General features: G+C 47.8%; 21 protein-coding genes and 1 pseudogene. All 22 read left to right on the forward strand.

Translation table 11 applies throughout. The features are described from left to right. Nucleotides 1-109 precede the first annotated feature (109 nt). Nucleotides 110-1,258, forward strand: a complete 1,149-nt coding sequence (locus NFS18_RS13780; protein WP_251391133.1) for a coiled-coil domain-containing protein — start codon at nt 110-112, stop codon at nt 1,256-1,258. 11 nt (nt 1,259-1,269) lie between these two features. Further along, a complete protein-coding gene (locus NFS18_RS13785) occupies nt 1,270-1,677 on the forward strand; it encodes a hypothetical protein (protein WP_251391135.1) in 408 nt (135 codons plus the stop codon). A 21-nt stretch (nt 1,678-1,698) separates the two neighbouring features. Beyond that, nucleotides 1,699-1,896 carry a hypothetical protein gene (locus tag NFS18_RS13790; protein ID WP_251391137.1) on the forward strand — a complete coding sequence of 66 codons (198 nt, stop codon included), beginning with the start codon at nt 1,699-1,701 and terminating at the stop codon, nt 1,894-1,896. Between the two features lie 7 nt (nt 1,897-1,903). Continuing rightward, entirely contained in the window at nt 1,904-2,281 is a 378-nt protein-coding gene (locus tag NFS18_RS13795) for a hypothetical protein (RefSeq protein WP_251391139.1), read from the forward strand. Nucleotides 2,282-2,296: 15 nt separating this feature from the next. Further along, a complete protein-coding gene (locus NFS18_RS13800) occupies nt 2,297-3,124 on the forward strand; it encodes a hypothetical protein (protein ID WP_251391141.1) in 828 nt (275 codons plus the stop codon). A gap of 31 nt (nt 3,125-3,155) precedes the next feature. Continuing rightward, on the forward strand, nt 3,156-3,539 hold the full coding sequence (locus NFS18_RS13805) for a PrgI family protein (protein ID WP_251391142.1): 384 nt from the start codon (nt 3,156-3,158) through the stop codon (nt 3,537-3,539). 3 nt (nt 3,540-3,542) lie between these two features. Continuing rightward, on the forward strand, nt 3,543-6,218 hold the full coding sequence (locus tag NFS18_RS13810) for a VirB4-like conjugal transfer ATPase, CD1110 family (RefSeq protein ID WP_251391144.1): 2,676 nt from the start codon (nt 3,543-3,545) through the stop codon (nt 6,216-6,218). Then, on the forward strand, nt 6,219-8,207 hold the full coding sequence (locus tag NFS18_RS13815) for a glucosaminidase domain-containing protein (RefSeq protein ID WP_251391146.1): 1,989 nt from the start codon (nt 6,219-6,221) through the stop codon (nt 8,205-8,207). 24 nt (nt 8,208-8,231) lie between these two features. Beyond that, nucleotides 8,232-8,735, forward strand: coding sequence for a hypothetical protein (locus NFS18_RS13820; RefSeq protein WP_251391148.1), 504 nt, complete (start codon nt 8,232-8,234; stop codon nt 8,733-8,735). A 13-nt stretch (nt 8,736-8,748) separates the two neighbouring features. Beyond that, nucleotides 8,749-9,072: a hypothetical protein gene (locus tag NFS18_RS13825; protein WP_251391150.1), complete on the forward strand. Its 324-nt coding sequence runs from the start codon at nt 8,749-8,751 to the stop codon at nt 9,070-9,072. A gap of 468 nt (nt 9,073-9,540) precedes the next feature. Then, nucleotides 9,541-9,816, forward strand: coding sequence for a hypothetical protein (locus NFS18_RS13830; RefSeq protein WP_251391152.1), 276 nt, complete (start codon nt 9,541-9,543; stop codon nt 9,814-9,816). Between the two features lie 13 nt (nt 9,817-9,829). Next, on the forward strand, nt 9,830-10,111 hold the full coding sequence (locus NFS18_RS13835) for a hypothetical protein (RefSeq protein ID WP_251391154.1): 282 nt from the start codon (nt 9,830-9,832) through the stop codon (nt 10,109-10,111). 15 nt (nt 10,112-10,126) lie between these two features. Next, the gene (locus NFS18_RS13840) at nt 10,127-10,513 is read left to right on the forward strand and encodes a plasmid mobilization protein (RefSeq protein WP_251391157.1); all 387 of its coding nucleotides are present in this window, start codon (nt 10,127-10,129) and stop codon (nt 10,511-10,513) included. Then, a complete protein-coding gene (locus NFS18_RS13845) occupies nt 10,485-11,909 on the forward strand; it encodes a relaxase/mobilization nuclease domain-containing protein (RefSeq protein ID WP_251391168.1) in 1,425 nt (474 codons plus the stop codon). Before NFS18_RS13840 ends, NFS18_RS13845 begins: the two co-directional genes overlap by 29 nt. Continuing rightward, nucleotides 11,894-12,703, forward strand: a complete 810-nt coding sequence (locus tag NFS18_RS13850; RefSeq protein ID WP_251391170.1) for a hypothetical protein — start codon at nt 11,894-11,896, stop codon at nt 12,701-12,703. The genes NFS18_RS13845 and NFS18_RS13850 overlap by 16 nt, the downstream gene beginning before the upstream one ends. Beyond that, nucleotides 12,696-13,256 (forward strand): septation protein SpoVG family protein, encoded by a 561-nt coding sequence (locus tag NFS18_RS13855; protein ID WP_251391173.1) that lies wholly within the window; start codon nt 12,696-12,698, stop codon nt 13,254-13,256. The genes NFS18_RS13850 and NFS18_RS13855 overlap by 8 nt, the downstream gene beginning before the upstream one ends. 57 nt (nt 13,257-13,313) lie before the next feature. After that, nucleotides 13,314-14,765, forward strand: coding sequence for an ArdC family protein (locus NFS18_RS13860; RefSeq protein ID WP_251391182.1), 1,452 nt, complete (start codon nt 13,314-13,316; stop codon nt 14,763-14,765). A gap of 17 nt (nt 14,766-14,782) precedes the next feature. Then, nucleotides 14,783-16,099 carry a DUF3801 domain-containing protein gene (locus NFS18_RS13865; protein WP_251391184.1) on the forward strand — a complete coding sequence of 439 codons (1,317 nt, stop codon included), beginning with the start codon at nt 14,783-14,785 and terminating at the stop codon, nt 16,097-16,099. Between the two features lie 12 nt (nt 16,100-16,111). Next, complete coding sequence (locus tag NFS18_RS13870; RefSeq protein ID WP_251391186.1) at nt 16,112-18,316, forward strand: VirD4-like conjugal transfer protein, CD1115 family; 2,205 nt, start codon at nt 16,112-16,114, stop codon at nt 18,314-18,316. Nucleotides 18,317-18,407: 91 nt separating this feature from the next. After that, a complete protein-coding gene (locus tag NFS18_RS13875) occupies nt 18,408-18,596 on the forward strand; it encodes a type II toxin-antitoxin system HicA family toxin (protein WP_251391188.1) in 189 nt (62 codons plus the stop codon). A 33-nt stretch (nt 18,597-18,629) separates the two neighbouring features. Next, the gene (locus NFS18_RS13880; protein ID WP_251391190.1) at nt 18,630-19,028 is read left to right on the forward strand and encodes a type II toxin-antitoxin system HicB family antitoxin; all 399 of its coding nucleotides are present in this window, start codon (nt 18,630-18,632) and stop codon (nt 19,026-19,028) included. Between the two features lie 21 nt (nt 19,029-19,049). Next, nucleotides 19,050-19,589 (forward strand): annotated as a pseudogene (locus NFS18_RS13885) (manganese catalase family protein); the annotation flags it as partial. Nucleotides 19,590-19,596: the final 7 nt, after the last annotated feature.

The following is a 19,596-nucleotide window of genomic DNA, read 5'->3' on the forward strand; positions in this document are numbered from 1 at the left end:
ATGAGACCAAAACAGGGGCAGGGAACACGGCCCCTGTTTTGATAAAAGAAGATGTGCCGAAAACCGGCACAGGAGGCCAGGATGAAAAAATATAAGAAGGAGGAGAGAGATGCAAGGCACGGAATATGAAAGACACGAGGATTTCCTTGAAAAGACGAGGGCCATATTTGCGGAGCGTGAAAAGGAGTTCCAGTTAAGGCAACAGGCATTTGAAGAAAAGGAAAAGGGTTTAAAAGCGCTGCTTAAGCATATTACATCCGAAAGGAAAGAGCTGGAGGGACAGCGGGAAGAATTAACGGCAAAACAGAAAGCTCTGGAGGAGGACAGGGAGGCACTAAACAGCCGTTCCCTTGAACTGGAGGAGCAGGAACAGGGGCTGAAAGCGCGGCAGGAACATTTCGAGAAGTGGGAAAAGGACCAGCTTATGAAGTATAACCTGGAGCTTGAGCAGGTCAGAAATGAAGAGATGAAATTGAAGCGTTTAACGGACGATTATAACTACCGGATCTCATTGCTGGAACCGGGGGTCGCGGAAGCCCTGCAAAACCCGGTCCCGGCGGTTGACCTGGAAAACTACATTTCCATTGATGAACATAACCATAGAATCCGCCTTGGGGAAGAAAAAGTACAGAACCTCATGAAGGAACAAGACGAACTCAAGGCAACGGCCCGGGAAATGCAAAAGGACCGGGAAGAGTTGAAGGCAACGGCCCGGGAAGCGCAGAAGGAGCGGGAAGAGCTGAAGGCAACGATCCAGGAAATGCAAGTTGAACGGGGAAAGCTGCTGGATAAGATCGTGGAGCTGCGTTCTTCCCAGACGGCAGAAGCGTGCGGACCAGGGAGTAAAAGCAGAGGGGAGACAAAAGGGACACAGCCAGCCGGAATTGTACCTGAAACGGAAGAGGAACTGACCGCGCATGTGCTGCAGTCCTACCTGAAAAGAAACAGGACAGACCTTGATGAGCTGGAGATCCGCCATTCGGAAGACGGGGAACTGTTGTATGCAAAAGGAAGGGGGCTGACCTACCATTTCCTCTTTGTAGAGCCGGCAACATTTGACATCTCAGCAGAGAGGAAGAACAGCCCCAGGTTACGCAGGCAATTGGAAACCTGCAATGAGAAATTCCCCGGGGTGCAGTTTTGTTATGATGAAGCAGAGAAAAAGGTGTGCGCGACCGGTTATTTTACAAACCAGATGAAAGCCTATGAACTAATGAAACGGGTGCAGGAGATCGCTGACTGCTTCCGGCAGGAGTAAGGGGGGAGGTTATGATATCTTATCATTGTTTAGGACTCCTCTTTGCCTGTACCGCAGGGGCCTGTCTGGTCCTGTCCGCATTATGCCTGGCCATTTTGAAGGCGCCGGAGAAAACGCCCCTTTACTGCAGGAGGCTGCCGCAAAAAAAATACCCGGAAGAATTCCTGAAAGCCATGGAAACGGCATATGACGCAGCCGGGGATATCAGGGGCATGTTATTGCTGCTGCAGGAAAAATGGAAAAAGGGGGCAGCCGGAAAAAGGATACCGGCAGCGCTGGATTATCTGGAAAACAGCCGGTACAAGGATTTTGAGACAACGTTACAGTATCTGTCAGATAAGACGGAACCGTGCGAAGCGGTGATACAGAGGATACAGGAAAAAGAGATCCGGAAACGGACAGCATTGACCAAAAAATAAGGTGTGAAAAGGAGAGCATATATGAGAAGAAGTAACTGGAAAATAAAGGCATGGTTTATCGTATCGGCTGCGATTGGGATCATCGCGGGGATCTTCGCTGCGTATGCGGCACAGAAATACTATCCGGCAGCTGCCGGCACGGCATTTTTCGGAGGGATGATGCTTGTTATCATCCTCATGGTACTGTTTGGCGTGAAGATTTTACGGATCGGGGAGTGATAAGAAAATGGTGAAGAAATATAGAATGATAAAGAAATATAGAAGGGCAGAGAGGTATAAGAAGTTAAAAACAGCGGTAAATGGGACGGCATTATCAGCAGCACTGGCAATGTCCTACGGAATGCAGACCTTTGCGGCAGGGGAAGACGGGGCCGCGGTTGTGACAAACGGGTTCAATATCATTGTAGGGATCGTGTCCGCCATTGTCAGTTCCATAGGGACGCTGCTCCTGTTATGGGGGCTTTTTGAATGGGCGATGGCGCTGAACACACAGGACGGGGGCGCACAGTCCATGGCGTTTAAGCGGGTAGGCTCGGGAATTGTGGCAGTATTGGGACCGCAGATCCTGCCGCTGATCATAGCAGCTATGTCGGCAGGGAGATAGTAAGGAGAAGGAAGCATGCCGGAGTATGTATTGGATTACTTTGATGAATTATTTTACGGTCCTTTTTTCCAAGGTGCCAAGTGGATATGGATGTGGGTCATGCAGCTGTCCACCGGACTGATGAGCGAGTCACCGGATGTGTTTTCCCGGGATACATGGGAATTTGTCACAGGGACGTTATATCCGTGGGCACTGGGGATCGGCGTTGTCTGTATGAATGTATTTTTTATGATCGGATTCCTGCGTTCGGTCTCTAATTTAAAAGAAAACCTTACATTGGAAATGTGTGTGGAGGCAATGGTCCGGCTTGTGGCAGTAAACCTGCTGCTGCAGACCGGACTGACGTTTATCCGTACCTTTTTCCAAATGGCTGCCGCATTGGCAGGACAGGTGGCCAGTTTTGCCGCGCCGGAATTCTATGTCAATGACAATGACCTGGGCGCCCATTTGTTCTGGTGGCTGTTTGGCTTCGGGTACTTTATCGTAGCAGTGGTATGCGCGGCCATGATCTTCCTGACACTGTACGGCAGATATATCAAGCTGTATCTGCTGATCGTGTTTTATCCCCTGGCGGTACCGGCTGTTTCAGGGGGAAGAGGAATGGATGGAGCTGCCACGGCATGGCTGAAGACATTTTTATCGAATACTTTTGAGATCGTGGCAATTGCGCTGGTCATGTCAATTACAGGGCGCCTGATCGGCGGGATCAACCTGCCGGAAGAGACATTTGCGCAGAATTTTGACGGATTTGCGCAGGCAATGCAGTCCGTCCTGTATATGATCCTTATGGCAACCATGGTAAAAGGGGTTGGGCCATTCTTAAATAAGACATTTAATCTGTAATAAAACATTCGATTTGTAAAGGAGGATGAGGATGAAGATTGATATGAACAAAAACTTTGAAGAGGAGTTCCGGGTAACGTTCTGGAAAGGGCTGACCGCCCGGGAGCTGGTCACGGGGATACTTGCCCTGCTTGCTTCCATAGGGACGGCAGTATTCCTCTGGTATTTTACGGGGATACCAGTCAATATCTGTGTGTACGCGGGACTGCCGGCCATGCTGCTGATCGGATGGGCCGGCATCTACCAGTACCAGGGGATGACGGTCTTCCAGCTGTTAAAAGAAATCAGATATATGGGAAAGACAAAGGAACTGGCGTCAGAAGCAGGAGAATACAGGGAAACGGCAGCCGTATTTACAATGCGCGGCAGCGCGGACAGGGCAGGAAGGCGCAGAAGGCGCGGAAAGGGGATGTAGACCATGGCAGTATTAAATGGAAACAGGGCATTTGCGGCGAGAAAGGAAAAAACACAGCCGGTCATGAAAATCCCGAAAACGGTACGCCAGGCACTGAACATTGATAAAGCGTTTAAAAACGGTGTTTTTAAAATAGAACCGAAAAAGAAACAGGCTTTATATGACAGCTGCTACCTGTTTGAGGACATTAATTATATCAATAAGAATAAAAATGAACAAAAAAGTTTCCTTCTGGAACTGATGGAATGGCTGAATTCCATGAATGTTAATTTTAAGATCACGCTGGCGAACCAGTACCAGAGCATGGATGAGTTTTTAAAGTCCATCAGGGCCGAAAAGAACGAAGATACCTATCCGGACATTGCGGAGGGGATCCACAGGTGGCAGGAGGATTCCCTTGAGGAAGCAAACTTAAATGTAACGACCATCCGTTACCTTGTGGTGACTGCCAAGGCGGATACACAAGAGAATGCGAGGATCTATTTAAATGCCCTGGAAAATACCGTCATGGATGCTTTTGCGATCTGGGGGAGCCGTATCGTGAAGCTGGACGCAAGGGAGCGGCTGTGCGCGCTACAGGCGGTCATGCAGCCGGGAAGACCGGAAGAACAGGAATATATATCGTTCCCCGGGGAATCACCGGAAACCAGAAGCTGGCAAAATGATATCCTGCCGTGGGGCATCAGACAGTACCGGAATTTTATGGTCATGGGGGATACTTATGTATCCGTGCTGTACGGGGCGAAATACCGGAAATCCATAGACTCTGACACGTTCGTCAGGGCATTGACCAACCTGGCATACCCGTCTGTCCTGACGATGGATTTTGCGCCGGTGGAAACAGATATCGTCAATGACAAGCTGGCTGCCGTCCAGATGAATAATGAACAGGCGATCGCGGCAGAGATGGACCAGAAGCGGAAAGCAAACCTGATCGTGACACAGCCGTCTTACAGCAAAAAAAGACGGAAAGAGGATATTGAAAACTATATTGACCAGGTGGATGATAACGATGAAAAAGGATATTTTATGAACCTCCTGATGGTCGTTACGGCAGAAACGGAAGACCTCCTTGCGGAGCGTGTCCAGGAGATCAAGGAAACAGGCAGGACGGAAGGGTGTATTTTCCAGACCTGTGATTACCGGCAGTTAAAAGCATGGAATACGGCGCTCCCGGTGGGCGGGAGGCAGGTTGATTACATGAGGTTCTTTTTATCCTCTTCCTTAGTCGCGTTCCAGCCGTACCATGCACAGGATATCATTGAACCGGGCGGGCACATGCTGGGCATGAACCGTACAACGAAGCGCTTTGTTGTCGGGAACCGGAAGACACTGCCGAACCCGCATGGGATCATCATTGGATTCTCGGGGACCGGAAAATCCATGATGATCAAACTGACAGACATCGCGCAGACCCTGGTCTCCACGGACGATGATATCCTGGTCATAGACCCGCAGAATGAGTTTGAAAGCATTATCAATTCTTACCACGGCGTCTATTATGACCTGACCCCGAAATCAGGGATCTATCTGAATGGGTTTGAAGTATCCGCGGAGGTCTTTGGGTCAGACCCGAAAGTGAAACGCCAGTTTGTCGCAAAGCAGACAGAATACGCGAAAAGCCTGTGCGCCGCGGCAATGAAAAACATCGAGGTTACCCAGGAGCATGGTTCCGTGATCAGCCGGTGCACAGAGAGGATGTTTGAGCAGGTATTTGCGCAAAAGAAGTTAAAAAGGCAGCCCACACTGACCTGGCTGCGCAGCGAAATAAAAAAGGATCTGGAACAGGCGTCCAATGAACATGATGAAGGGATCATCCGTCCCATTTATAACTGTCTGGAAGAGTATACGTCGGGAAGCTGCGACATGCTCGCGCACCCGTCCAATATAGAGATCCACAGCCGCCTTGTCGGATTCGGCATGGTGAACATCCCGGAGAATAACTGGGAGGCGGTCATGGTCACGATCCTGCATTATCTGTCCGCAAGGATGGATTACAATAAGAAGCTGCAGAAAGCAACGCAGCTGATCGTAGATGAGACCCAGGTCGTTTCCAAGAAGCCGGGGTCGGCAGAAATGCTAAACAACGCGGTCATCACATTCCGGAAGTTCGGGGGCATTGTAACAATGGCAATGCAGAATGTGACAGCAGCGCTGGCGAACCCAACCCTGACGGAGATGTTCCAGAACTGTTCCTACAAATGTTTCCTGGACCAGGGCGGGGTAGACGCACAGAGCCTTGCGGCGATCCAGGAATTAAGCGCAAAGGAATATAAGGCGCTGGAGTCCGGAAGGGAGGGGGAGGGCATCATCGTCTGGAATAAAAAAGTGATACTTTTCAGCGCGCGCATACGGAAAGATAATCCGTTATATGAATCTTTTAGTACAAACTTCCATGAAAAGGCAAAGCATAAGACGGATCTTCTTCCAGGGAATAAACCGCTTGCAGTTACGGAAGAAAGACTGATGGAAGAAGAGAACCGCATGGCTGAACAAATGGTTAAAAATAAGTATCAGCAATTGCTGGAGATCGCGGAGCTGTCGCCCATTGATGTGCTGGATGTGATGCAGATCTGCCATATGGGACGGCCAGAGGCTGAGGCACTGCTCCTGATGCTTGTAAATAAAAACCTGCTCCGCACAGACGGAAGGGAAGGACGGTATCGGAAGGTGGGGTAAATGGAGATCAGGGAGACAAGACAACGGAACCTGAAACTGCTGGAGGAAGAGATCCAGATATCAAAAAAAGGGATCCAGTTTGTAAAAAATAATTTAAACCCGCTGGGGGACGAACCTGACCAGGAAGAGGAAGGGAAGGGAATCGACCCGGCGAGATTTATGACCCGCAGGGAAGAAAAAGAATGGAACCGGCTTTCGGGGCATAAGCAGGCACAGTTCATTAAATCAGGGACCAGGGAAGCAGGTACCCATCAGCCCCGGGAGGCGGCGGAGAAAATAAGCAGCGTATTCCGGGAAGGGAACATCCAACAGGAACTGGCAGGAAGAAAAGATTATGCCGGACATATGTATGGACCTGCCAAGAACCCGTTCGCTGGGAGAAACATAAAAGACCCCCGTGTGACGCGCGCGGACCAGATACAAAAGGAGCGCCGTAGCGCATCCGGGACGGAGAAGCAGCACGGCCCGCCGGAAACGCCGCGCGCGCAGGAGAGACGGGAAAAAGGGGCGGAACATTTTTCCCCAGTTGGAAAGGCGTCACCGGAAATATCAGGCAGCCAGGGTTCTTTTTCCACGGTCAACAGCGCGGCATTTACAGGAACAAAAACGGAAGGCATGGCCGCAGCCTCCGGCAGCGCGTCATCAAAAAACGCGGGGAAGGGAGGGGCAGGTATCGCGGCAGCCGCCGCAAAAAAAACGGCAGAGGTGTTCCAAGAAGCACTGGCGGCACGGGCGATGGCGGCGCAGCAGGCACAACAGAGATCACAGACAGGGGAATCGTTTGGAACGCTGCAGGGGCTGGCAGCATACGCGGGTACAACCCTTACAACGGGGCTTGCGTCCCTTGCGGCAATCGTCCTCCATATGGTGAGCACACTTGTGACCGCTTTGCTGGCAATGGTCGCGTCGATCCTTCCGCTGATCGCCGTGCTCTGTACAGTGGTAGTGATCATTGTTTCCATCTTATCCGCGCTGACATCTTCAAACTCAGCCGGGTATGACCTGCCTGCCTTTGTGACGGAAGATATGATGGAAGCATTCTTTGAAGTGCAGGAGGAATCCGGCATCCCGGTTTCATCCGGTGTTGCGCAATTGATCGCGGAATCCGGGTTCGGACTGTATGGTCCGGGAGGGGAAAGCGGAGAGGGATTATCGAAGCTCGCCTATGACCATAAAAATTTATTCGGCATCAAATATTTTAGCGGTGACCAATATGCGTCCGGCGCAGTGGATATGACTACGGGAGAGGAATTTAACGGAGGGTACCAGGAGACCACGGCAGGATTTTCTGTCTATCCGGATTATGCGGCGTGTATCCGGCAGCGTGCATGGATGCTTTTAAGGGAGCCCTATGCCGGCCAGGTGTCTGCGTACCTAAACCAGAATGACGGGGAGTACCAAAAAGAAGACGCGGAAAATTTTATCCGCGGGATCTGCGCTGCCGGATGGGCGACTTCCAGTTCCTATGTGACAAGATGTATCCAGCTGATGGAGCAGTATGGCCTTTACCAGTTTGACAACATGAACTATGCGGACTATAAAAGCGGCCTGGGCGGGGGCGGACCATATGACGGGACCATCACCCCATCCATGCGGCAGATCGTTGACGTGGCCAAGGGCAATACCGGAACCTATCCCTGTACGCCGGATATGTGCGCGGCATGGGTGACAGGTGTTTATCAGGCGGCAGGCGCCCCGGCGCTGCCCTACGGCAACGCAATTGATATGTGGAATACATATAAGGGAACCGGTGGAGCCAGTATGGAAAATATTCCGCCAGGAGCGATCGTATGCGGGTCAGGGTCGGGATATATGGGAAGCCTTTACGGTCATGTAGGCGTGTATCTCGGAGACGGCATGGTGGCACATAATGCCGGATACCACAGCATCCAGACACTGGAAGAGTGGTGCGCCTGGCAGACGGCGGTATGCCAGGGACACCAGGGTTGGATCGGCTGGGTTTTCCCAGGCGGAGTGCCGATGGAATAGAAAAGAAAGGAAGGTGGACGCGCAGTGAAAAAGAAAAAAATATCAATGGGAACCATGCTGGCAATGGGGTGCATGGTTTTGATGACTGGCTGCGTAAAAACAGGGCAGACGGAAACGCCAAAAATATCTGACCCCATTATCATGACAAAAAGCCCCGAAGAAAAATATGGGGAAAAAGAGGAAACGGAAGTAAGTACAAAGGAAGGAGAAGCGGAGGAAATGAAACAGGAAACGGAATCCAAAATGGACCTAAAAGGATTATCAGAAGGGATCATTTCGGTCCTGGAAATTGAAAGAGAAAGCGTGGAGAAAGAACTTTTGAAGTGGACATCTGAAAACGGATACGCAAGCGCGGCGGGGGCAGTGTTTTATGACCCGATGTGGATTTATTTTTCAGAAGATAAATACTCCATAGACTGTCATCTGGTCTTTAATGATGGAGGAAACGGCATCCAGCCGGAGGAGGCACAGAAAAAGATCACGATGGATTATTATAAAACAAAAAGACGGATTGAGTTTCATGAATGACCAGGAGGGATAAATGCACAGCGAAGTAATCAAAAGTAAATTGGAATATGAATATGAGCGGTTCTATATGGAATGCATGTGCCTGAGCAAACCGGGGATATTCGCAAAAAGTTCAGAGATCGAACTAAAGAAAAGCCTCACAAATATTTTAAAGGAGAGGGCGGATAAAGAAGAATCTTTTCCAGAAACACTGACCGTTCTGGACAACATCCTGGAGGACGCGTACCGTTACGTCCAGGACCACCAGGACACGGCAGCGAAGCTGGAAGAACTGGTTGACAAATGGGCGCTGTCCGTTGTCAGGAACCGGCCAGGCAGTAGAAGCCTGGCTGTATGACCCTCCCGGCCCGTAAGGGACAGGGGAGGATTTTTATATGATATGACAGGGGTCTTAGGGGCTTTCCCCTAACAAGATCTGCGCCATGTTAAACATGGCGCGTATCTTGCCAAATCCCTTACGGGATTTGCAATACAAAGTACAATACGTTTTTCCGGCAAGAGAAATACAATCAGCAATATACAAGCAATACAGATTGCAATACGGCAGAAATACGATTGCAATACGGATTCAGTCAGGTGAAATACAGACAGCAATACAGCGGAAATATAATTGCAATACAGGTTCAGTCAGGTGGAATACAGACAGCAATACAGCAGAAATACAACTGCAATACAGTCAGAAACAGGGATCCAGCTGCCGGAAAAGCCTGTGAAACCAGAATCAATACAGGAATGTACAGAAAAAGCATCTGCAAAAAGGCGGGTGCTTTTTCCATATCCGGGGAAAGGAATAGGAGGTGAGAGGATGGCAAAGACAGCAAGAACATACCGCCTGTCGGATGCCGCGCTGGAAGCGGTGGCGCAGAGGGACCGCGCAAAATATCCGGCCGCAAATGATTTTGTGGAAGCAAGGATACTGGAGGCAGAGAAAGAAAAAAAGGAGGATGAAGTACTGCGGAAAATATCCGGGATTGAAAAAAATCTGGAGAGGGTCCTGGGATTTCTGGCAGGTAAAAAAGAAGAAGGAACGATACACAGGGAACCGCCGCTGCCGGACGGATTTTATGAAGAAAAATTGTAGGAGGATGTAAAGGATGACGTTAAAGGAACAATTGGAAAAACTTGATAACGAATTGAAGAGGAACGAGGAAAAAAGAAGGGAGCTGCTGGAAAAAAGGAAGAAATTATCTGCCGCCCTGGAACTGGAAATGGCGCAGAAGGAAGCAGAAAATAAACGGAAGATCGTAGAAGTGATTGAAGAGAATTTTGGAGAGATCAATGAAGAAAATCTCCAGATACTCAAGCAGGTCATGGGAGAACAAAGGGAACAGATCGTAAGGCGCAGGGAGCAGCTCGAACGTAATACAGATCTGTAGTAAGGGGTGAGTGGATTGATAGACAGGTCTTACATTGTAGGCGTCCGCCTGACAAAACAGGAGTACCGGCTTTTGACAGAAAAGGCGGAACGGGATTGTGAAACCCTGTACCGGAATGGGAAGAAAAATTTATCAGGATATATCCGGAAATGCGCACTGAATGAATCCGGAAAGATGACGGTAAACCTAAACCGGGAATTAAAACAGCTGGCGTACCAGGTGCGGAAAATCGGAGTTAATATCAATCAGGTCGCGAAAAAAATCAATGCAGGATACGGATATCCAGACCCCATGTCCGCAGTGGAAGAACTGAAAGTGGAACTGGCAAAAATTGAGACGCAGTTTGCGGAACTGCTGCAGGTGGTGGAAGAGAATGGCAATTACAAAACTCCTGAATATTAAGGCTGACAGCCGGGGTTCTTCCGGACATCTTGCGAACTCCATTAAGTACATCCTGAATCCGGAGAAAACACAAGGCGGCCTGATGGTCGGAGGAAATGCCGGAACCGAATATGAAGAGGTATACCAGGCTATGACGGACACGAAAGACGCATGGGGGAAACGGGACGGAAGACAGGGGTACCACTTTGTACTCAGCTGGAAACCGGGAGAAATAGATACGGGGATGGCATATCAGGTTATGAAAGAATTCTGTGAAGAATATCTGGGAGAAAACTATGATTTTGTGTTTGCAGTCCATGATGACCAGGAGCATGCGCACGGACATATCGTATTCAATTCCGTGAACAGGGTGAACGGATATAAATACAGATATGAACGCGGCGACTGGGAGAAATATATCCAGCCGGTGACGGATAAGATCTGTGAAAAATACAATCTGAAAAAATTAGAATATGACCGGGAAAACAGAAAGGGATGTTCTTACGCACAACATATGGCAGAAAAAGAGGGCAGGAAAAATTGGAAGCAGATCATCCGGGCAGACATTGATTACGCGGTTTCGGATTCCGAAACATATGACGCGTTTAAGCAGAATATGGAACGTATGGGCTATACGGTGAAAGAAGGCTATTCCCGGAAGAAAGGAAGGGGGCAGTTATCATTCCTTGCCCCGGGACAGAAACGGGCATGGAGGGATGATAAGCTGGGAGAAAATTATAAGCTGGAGAATATAAAAAAGAGGATCGGGGCAGAAAAAAGGTTCTTCCATATGGAAAAATCCCCGCGGATAAAAAAATCCTTTTTCTGCGCGCGACCCTTAAAAAAACCATACCGCAGTCTGTCCAGATATCAGGCGCGCCATGTGAGGAAATGGCACAAAACAAGGAACTGGTTAAAGAATCCATACGCAGTGGACCAGAGAGAGATCAGAAGGAACCTGCTGCAGATCAACCGGCTGCATGAAGACTGCTGTTACCTGATAAGGAACGGGATCCGGAATGAAAAGGACCTGCAGCAGCGGGAAAACATGCTGAAAAACCTGGAACAGGAAATGAAAGATTTCCGGCAGGGCTACTATCTGTTACATACGGATGAAGCGTATTTAGAATACCAGGACCTTAAAAAGGAGCTGCTTAAGGTTCCGGAGAATGATGACCGATTCGAGGAGATCCTTGACCGGATGGATGTTTTAGAAGAAAAACTTCCTGAACCGGCAGGCGCTGTCAGTGAGCAGTTTAAAAAGGTGAATGACGAACTGGCATCGCTCCGGAAAGAGAAAAGGATCATCCGGCATATTAAAAGGGAAGGACCGGATATGTATGTCATACCCCTCAAGAAGCCGGCAAATAAAAAAACAGCGGGAAGGAGTGAAGACCAGATATGGATGAAGAGATGAACCAGGAAGAACGGGTAAGGAACCATCAGGTATCCATTGCGCGGTCAATGAAAGTAAATAAGGATGTCCTTGATATTTTACAAAATATCAAGGAATGGCATATCAGGGAATGGCTGTATGTATGCGGGCTGGACGGGATGCCGGCAGAACAGATCCGGACACTGGCTGAGGGAAACGCATCAGTTACAAAGATCAAGAAAGCAAGAAAAGATTTCCTGAAAAATCTGTGGACAGATATGGGGGATCTGGAGCAGCGGGTAGAGCAGATGAGGGAGGAGGTTACTTCTGTCTGCGCTGCCAGCAGGGAAACAAGGTCGTTCATTGAACGGGGGCTGGAAGAAGCGCTGAAAAAGCAGACACAGGCGCAGGAAACAGCGATACACGCCAAGGACCAGCTGATCCAGATGCTTCAGGAGCAGATTGAAACCATGCAGCAGAAGCAGCAGACAAAACATAGTCCGGTTAAAGAAAATGAATCCGGACCAGACCGCGCGCCGGTAATGGAACAGGCCGGTACGGAAAGTAAGGAGCCTGCCGGCAGAAACGAAAAAGAGAAAGGATTTTTTGCAAAAATGATCCGCGGCATGGACACAAAACATTTTATCCACCATTACATCAGGAGTGATGAATACCGTCCGGAGCAGAAAGAGTATTTTTTGAAATGTCTGGAAGAGGGGATGAGCGTGAAAGAGATTGAAGTGATCGCCGCGCCCGGATTATCTGTAGAAGTAATGCAGCGGCTGAGGGAGCTCAAAGGATCCGGCGGTGATGGAAGGAGGGGGAAAGATGCATGATATCCAGGCGGATATGCATTTGAGCAGCCAGGAAAATGTAATAGCTTACGGAACGGTCACGGTCGGGGACTGCATACGGTTTACTGTCTTTGTACGGAAATATACCGGTCCGGACGGGGAAGAAAAAATATTTATCAGTTACCCGAGGCTCCTGAAAAAGGGGGAGTGGCGTAACGTACTTACCCTGGAGGGAGAGGTGAGGGAGCAGATTCAGGAAGCGGTCGGGGAAGCATTAAAAAGGGAGATCACCAGGGATCTGTATCTCCCGCCTGTAGAAGTGGAGGCGGTTGTGCCGGTCCCCCAAAAAGTACAGGGGCGGGCTGTGATCTGCGCGGTCGCCAGTATAAAAACCTGCGGCGTATCCATCCACGGGATCACAATCAAACGCGGCGAGAAAGGGTATTTTGTCAATATGCCGCAGTTTCAAACGGCATCAGGAAAATGGCAGGACGCAGTCTATGGAACAAGCGCCGCAATGCAGCAGAACATAAAAGAAGCAGTACTGGAAGAATATCAGAAGATCTTACGAGAAAACGGAAAGGAGCAGACATGATCATATTTATTGATGAGGAAACGATAACAATAGAAGAGCTTATGGAGGAAACAGAAGATGACGCAGAAAACGAAAGAGTATAGGGAAAAGATAGCAGAAGAGTTTTTAAACCTTCTTGAGGAGAAGCAGCTGGACTGGAAAAAAGAATGGGAAAAAATGGGGCGTCCGATGAATGCGAAGAGCGGACACGGATATAAAGGACTCAACCTGTTCCACCTTTCCCTTATTGCCATGGAACGGGGGTATAAGGACTCCCGCTGGGCAACATTTAAGCAGATAGAGGAGCAGGGATGGAGGCTGAAAAATGCAAAAGGACAGGGTGTAAAAGTAGAATACTGGTTTATGTGGGACCATAAGGAGGGGAAAGCGGTCACATGGGAAGAATACCGGAAACGGGAACCGGATAAGGCGAGGTACAAACTCCGGGCACGGTATTCCACAGTATTCAATGCGGACCTGATACAGGGGATCCCGGCTATGCCGGAGCCGGAGAGACGTGATATAAACCCGGATGAACTGGTCGGGCGGATAGCAAAAAATATGGAAGTTGAAATTATAAATGATGGCGGATACCATGCTTTTTACAGACCGTCAGAAGATAAGATCCATCTGCCGGAGCCGGAGTATTTTTATACGGATTATGCCTACAATTCTACTGCGCTTCATGAGCTGTCCCACGCATCGGGGGCAGCCCACCGGCTGAACCGTAATATGGGATACGGTTTTGGAACGGAAACGTATGCTTTTGAGGAACTGGTGGCAGAAATAAGTTCCTGTTTCGTATCCGTGAATCTTCAGATGGAGCAGGACCAGTCACATATCGATAACCATAAGGCATATGTGCAGAGCTGGGTCAAGGCTATCCGGGAACAACCGGATACGCTTGTAAAAGCTGTCCAACAGGCAGAAGAGGCGGCAAATTACCTGGAATATAAAGCGGAACTGATTCCGGAAAAAGAGTATAAAAAACAGGAGGAAGCATCAATGGAGATTGAAGAAAAAGGGGATGCAAGAATATCTGAAAAAGCGGAGGAGGAAGCAGCCCGCTTTGGACGGCAGCAAAAAAGCGGGGAAGGGATCTTGGAGGTTTTAAATGATGTACAGCAAAAGACAATGGACATCCGTGAGGATATCGCTTTTTTTGAAGATTTTATGATGGAACACAATCTTCCGCTTCCGAAAAAAGAGCCGGAGAGGGAAGGAAAACAGGAGTATTATGTGATCGATGACCGGAAGACAGGGAATACGGTGCGTCTGCCAGACGGAAAGGAATTACGGATCAGTGATCCGGACACGGCAAGTGAACTGGTAGAAAATCTGAACAAAATGGAGGATGTGAGAGGAGACTATATCTATACGGAAAAGGGGGAGAAGGGAGCAAAGGAATTAGGCTTGGAAGAAAGAAAAGCCGGGACAACGGCAATGTTCGGACATAAACCATTGCAGGACGGAATCACAGCACAAGCATGGAAGGAAAAAGGTTATGTTGCACGTACACCGAAATTATAAAAAGAGAGGGTTTGAGTATGGAGAGCAGAGAAGAGAGCATAGAAAGAGATAAGATACTGATGAGTGTAAAAAGAACATCATTGTTGATGGACCCGTTTTTTAAGATTGGTGCTGCCGGTACAGTCATGATGGTTGTTTTTCTGGCAAGGATGGTGAAGGAGCATAAGTTAAATAAGGGCGAATTTAAAGATTTTCAGGAATTTCTGAAAGCGACTGGCGGAAAATATAAGCTGGTGAACATACCGGTAGATAAAAAGAACGGACTTGCCTGGCTTGGTCAGAGTGACTTTTCAAAGGAACTGGACAAACTCCGGGAATTGGGAATCCGTTTTACTGTAATGCCTGACCTAAATGAACAGGATTCCTTCCAGCAGCTGGCAGTTTATGAAGAGGATAAAGAAAAATTCGCGGCATGGTATGAAAGTTACCTGGCATCTAAAATGCAGGGAGGAGAAAAAGAATTAGAGAATTTAAAGGCTTTTACAGAAGGCCAGGTTTCCATTGTAAGTGTCCCCCTTGAAGGAAAAGAAAAATTTTTTGAACAGGACTTTAAAACACTGGGAATAAATTATGCCATATTACCGGATCTGCATGTTGGGGACGGGGATATACATTTAATAGCTGCCAATACGGACCTGGATAAGCTGCAGTACTGGTATGAAAAATATAAGGAAGACTGTTTTAATGCCGGCGAAGAGGTGAAGGATATGAAAGTGGTCGAAATGAAAGACTATACCAGGACCGGGGAACTGACAGAAGAACAGTATATTGACACAGCAGGCGAGGAGTTAAAAAAAGCGAATGAGAAATATGAAGGAAAAGAGCCGGGAGTGATTGAAAACAGTGTGCGTTCACAGGAAACAGGAATAAAAAGTGAAACAGATGAGGCTTATGAGAAATTTAAGGCGGATAAGGGGTATCAGGAGATTTCAATCAACCGTGATACCCTGGTGGATAATATGTCCCTTGGCGAAGAGCAGCAGAAAAAACTGGTAGAAAGAGGAATGTTTGCAAGCAGGATCCCGGGAACGTATCTTGAAAGTGAACAAATACTGCTCGTTCCGACCGAACAGGTATTTCAGACGGATAACGGGCAGACGTACCTCGCATTCCTTGAAAAGAATGAGAAACCGCTTGTACTGGACCGGAACGGAAAACCAATACCTGTTATGGAACGTTCTACCGGCGCGGAGCTGTTCCAAAAAAGCTATAACCCGGTGAACCAAAAATTTGCGCATAGAAATAAGATACAGATAGGAATTGATAAGCCGGTAGAAAACGTGCAAAAAGGCATCCCGTCAAAGGCGCCGGCGCCGCCTTTGAAAGTGAAGTAAGGGGGGACGATAATGATAGAAAGGAAGAAAACCCCGTGGGGGATCCTGCTGACATTCCTGGTTTTCCTGCTGGCCGCGACATACTATCTGTGCGGACTGTTTCTGATGCCGGGAGTGACACTGCTTAATTATCAGGAAAAATTGCTTTATATTGTTACGCACCCGTTCCGGCTGTACTGGAACAAGAATACACTGCCGTTTATGGGAGCCGCGTTATTGGCTTGGATCATGTTCACGGCATGGTTTTTGAATTATTACCGGAATTTCCATTTTGGGAAAGAAAATGGAACAGAGGAATGGGCAGACGTGAAGGCGCTGGGGAAAAGGCTGAAAGATCCCGACCCGATGCGGAATACCTACTTAAGTGAAAATATCGCGATTGGATTCGACGCGCTGTCGAATATGAATATGCTGGTACTGGGCGGCTCCGGTTCTTACAAAACAACCTCTGTACTGACAAGGAACCTGCTGATGGGCTGCTGTACAAACGTAATCCTTGATATTAAGGGCGACCTGCTGCGAAAACACGGGAATTATCTAAAAGCACAGGGGATTACGGTAAGGGCCTTAAATTTAATCAATCCGGAGGAATCAGACCGGTATAACCCATTTGCCTATATTGAAAAGGAGACGGACCTGATCAGGCTGATCACGAATATACAGATTGCTGTGAAGCCGCCGGATGCCATGAAAGGAGATCCCTTCTGGGACGACGGCGTAGCCCTGTATCTGCAGGCTATGTTTTATCATGAGTGGCTGGAGGCAAAGGAGGGAAAGCGGAAACCGACGATGAATAATATACTGCGGCTCGTCAATATGGAATCCAAACAGACAGACGAAGAAGGGACAACAGCGCTTCAGGAAGAAATGGACAGGCTGGCTTCGATATATGGGAACGATTATCCGCCTGTCCGGGATTACAGGAAGTTAAAAGAGGGCGCGACTGAGACTGTAAGAAGTATTATCATTATGGTAAACGCTATGTTTAGGCTATGTGAAACAGCATCCATGAAACGGATCTTAGAAGATGACGATATTGACATCCCAGCCCTCGGGCTTGGCATAGACGGAAATCCAAACAGGAAAACGGCGCTGTTTCTTGTAATGCCGGATAATGACCCGTCATTCAATTTTTTCATATCCATGTTTTATACACAGATGTTTGATGTGCTGATCCGGATTGCGGATTTTAAATGCCATGGGTCGCTTCCGATCCATGTAAGGTTATGGGCGGATGAGTTCTATGCGGGGCCAAAGCCGCGGGATACGGAAAAACTGATGGGGACAATCCGGAGCAGAAATATGTCCATTATCCCAATGCTGCAGTCAATTTCACAGATTAAGACAATATTCCCACAGGATAAGTGGGAGATCTTTAATGAAAACTGTGCCGCAGTGATCTACATGGGTTCCGGGCCAACTGCTTATAATACACACAAATACATATCGGATATGCTCGGTGAAATGACCATAGACAAAAGGGACGATGACACATCAATGGGAGCCCATGGCAGTTCCAGTTTAAGAAACAGCCGTGCAGGAAGAGTATTGATGACCCCGGGAGAAGTAAAAAGAATGCCGCGTAAGAATTGTATCCTTTTTATAGAGGGGCAATATCCGGTGTATGACTATAAAGCGCTGCCGTTTCACACAAAACAATGGAAAGAATCAGAGGAAATGGCAGGGAAGGACGGGTATAAGCATCCGGTCAGGGTCGTGTATAATGAACAGACCATGACTTACCGGACGCTTACATCACGGGAGCCGATCCAGTTCCTTGATAAGGCAGATCTTGATTTTTATAAACAGGCAGAAAAAACAGATCCGTCCATCAAGGTCTTTGAATTAGAGGAAAAAGACTTTTTGTATCTGAACTGGCGAAAGCAGCCGCCGATATCGGAAGGGGAGATTGAGGAGATCTTCAGGCAGGCAAAAAAGCAGCAGGACGGACAAAAAGGAGAGGATAGGGAGCTGCCCGAGGATGTATTGATCCTGCGGCAGGGAAAAGACGGGGATAAGACCCCGGAAGCATGGAACCTAAATGGAAGCATATATGAGTGCATAAAGAGGTATGCGGCAAGGCTTGATGAAGAGCAGTTGAATGAGATTATTTTAGGGCTGGAAGCAGGACTTACCGAAAAACAGGTGAAATCCTATTTCTGCTTATCTGCAGATAAGATGCGGCAGTTTAGGCTTGCTTATGTATTCAGTAAATAATGAAAATGACACGTAAAAACACGTATAAGCGTTGACGCACGTAAAAATACGTGATATAATGTAAAGATGATAAGGAAAGGAGATACAAAAGATGCCAATGACACCGAGAGAGATGATAAAACATCTCAAGAAAAACGGGTTTGAGGAAATTAGTCAAAATGGTTCTCATGTAAAAATGAGAAATCAGGCGACTGGGAAAACAGTTGTTGTTCCTTATCACTCCAAAGCCATGAAAAGAGGGCTAGAGCAGGCAATATTAAAACAAGCGGGACTTAAATAGTCCCGTGCCTGAAAAGAAAGAGAGGTGTTATATATGGGAAAATTATTTTATCCAGCAGTCTTTCACACAGCAGAAGAAGGCGGATTCTGGGTAGAGTTTCCAGATTTGCCGGAGTGTTTAACAGAAGGTGACGATATGCAGCAGGCATACGAAATGGCAGTAGAAGCGCTGGGAATTTGTCTGACTGGTCGAAAAGAAGATGGAGAAACCATTCCAAAACCAACAGAAATTAATAAAATAGATGTGGAAAATGGAATTCTGGTAATTGTGGAGTTTGACATGTTGGAGTATCAAAAAAAACATAATTCACGTGCGGTTAAAAAGACGCTCAGCATTCCGGAATGGTTAAATGAAGAAGCTGTTGCCAGAGGGGTGAACTTTTCGCAGTTACTGCAGGAAGCATTGATGGTAAAGCTAAACATCGGAAGATAGAAACGGGAGTATAGGTTATTACGATTTGGCGGTCCAGACGGTGAGTTAGCAGCATCTATGCGTTATCTGTCGCAAAGATATACAATGCCATACAAAGAGGTTACTGGCATACTGACCGATATAGGTACGGAAGAACTTGCCCACATGGAGATGATTTGCTCAATTGTTTATCAGCTGACCAAAGACCTTTCGCCGGAAGAAATCAAAGAATCTGGTTTTGATAAATATTATGTAGATCATACACTTGCTCTCTGGCCGCAGTCAGCGGGAGGAACACCGTGGACAGCAACGTATTTGCAATCTAAGGGAGATCCGATTACAGATTTACATGAAGATATGGCAGCAGAACAGAAGGCACGTACAACTTATGACAATATTTTACGTCTGGTTAAGGATCCGGAGGTGTGCGATCCGATTCGTTTCTTGAGAAAGCGTGAAATTATTCATTATCAGAGGTTTGGCGAAAGTCTTCGGATTGTTCAGGAGAATTTGGACAGCAAGAATTTTTATGCAATCAATCCGGAATTTGACATTCGTCAGGGATGTGGCTGTAAGAAATAATAATTTT

The sequence above is a fragment of the Mediterraneibacter agrestimuris genome (assembly GCF_943193195.1).
GTDB lineage: Bacteria > Bacillota > Clostridia > Lachnospirales > Lachnospiraceae > Schaedlerella > Schaedlerella agrestimuris.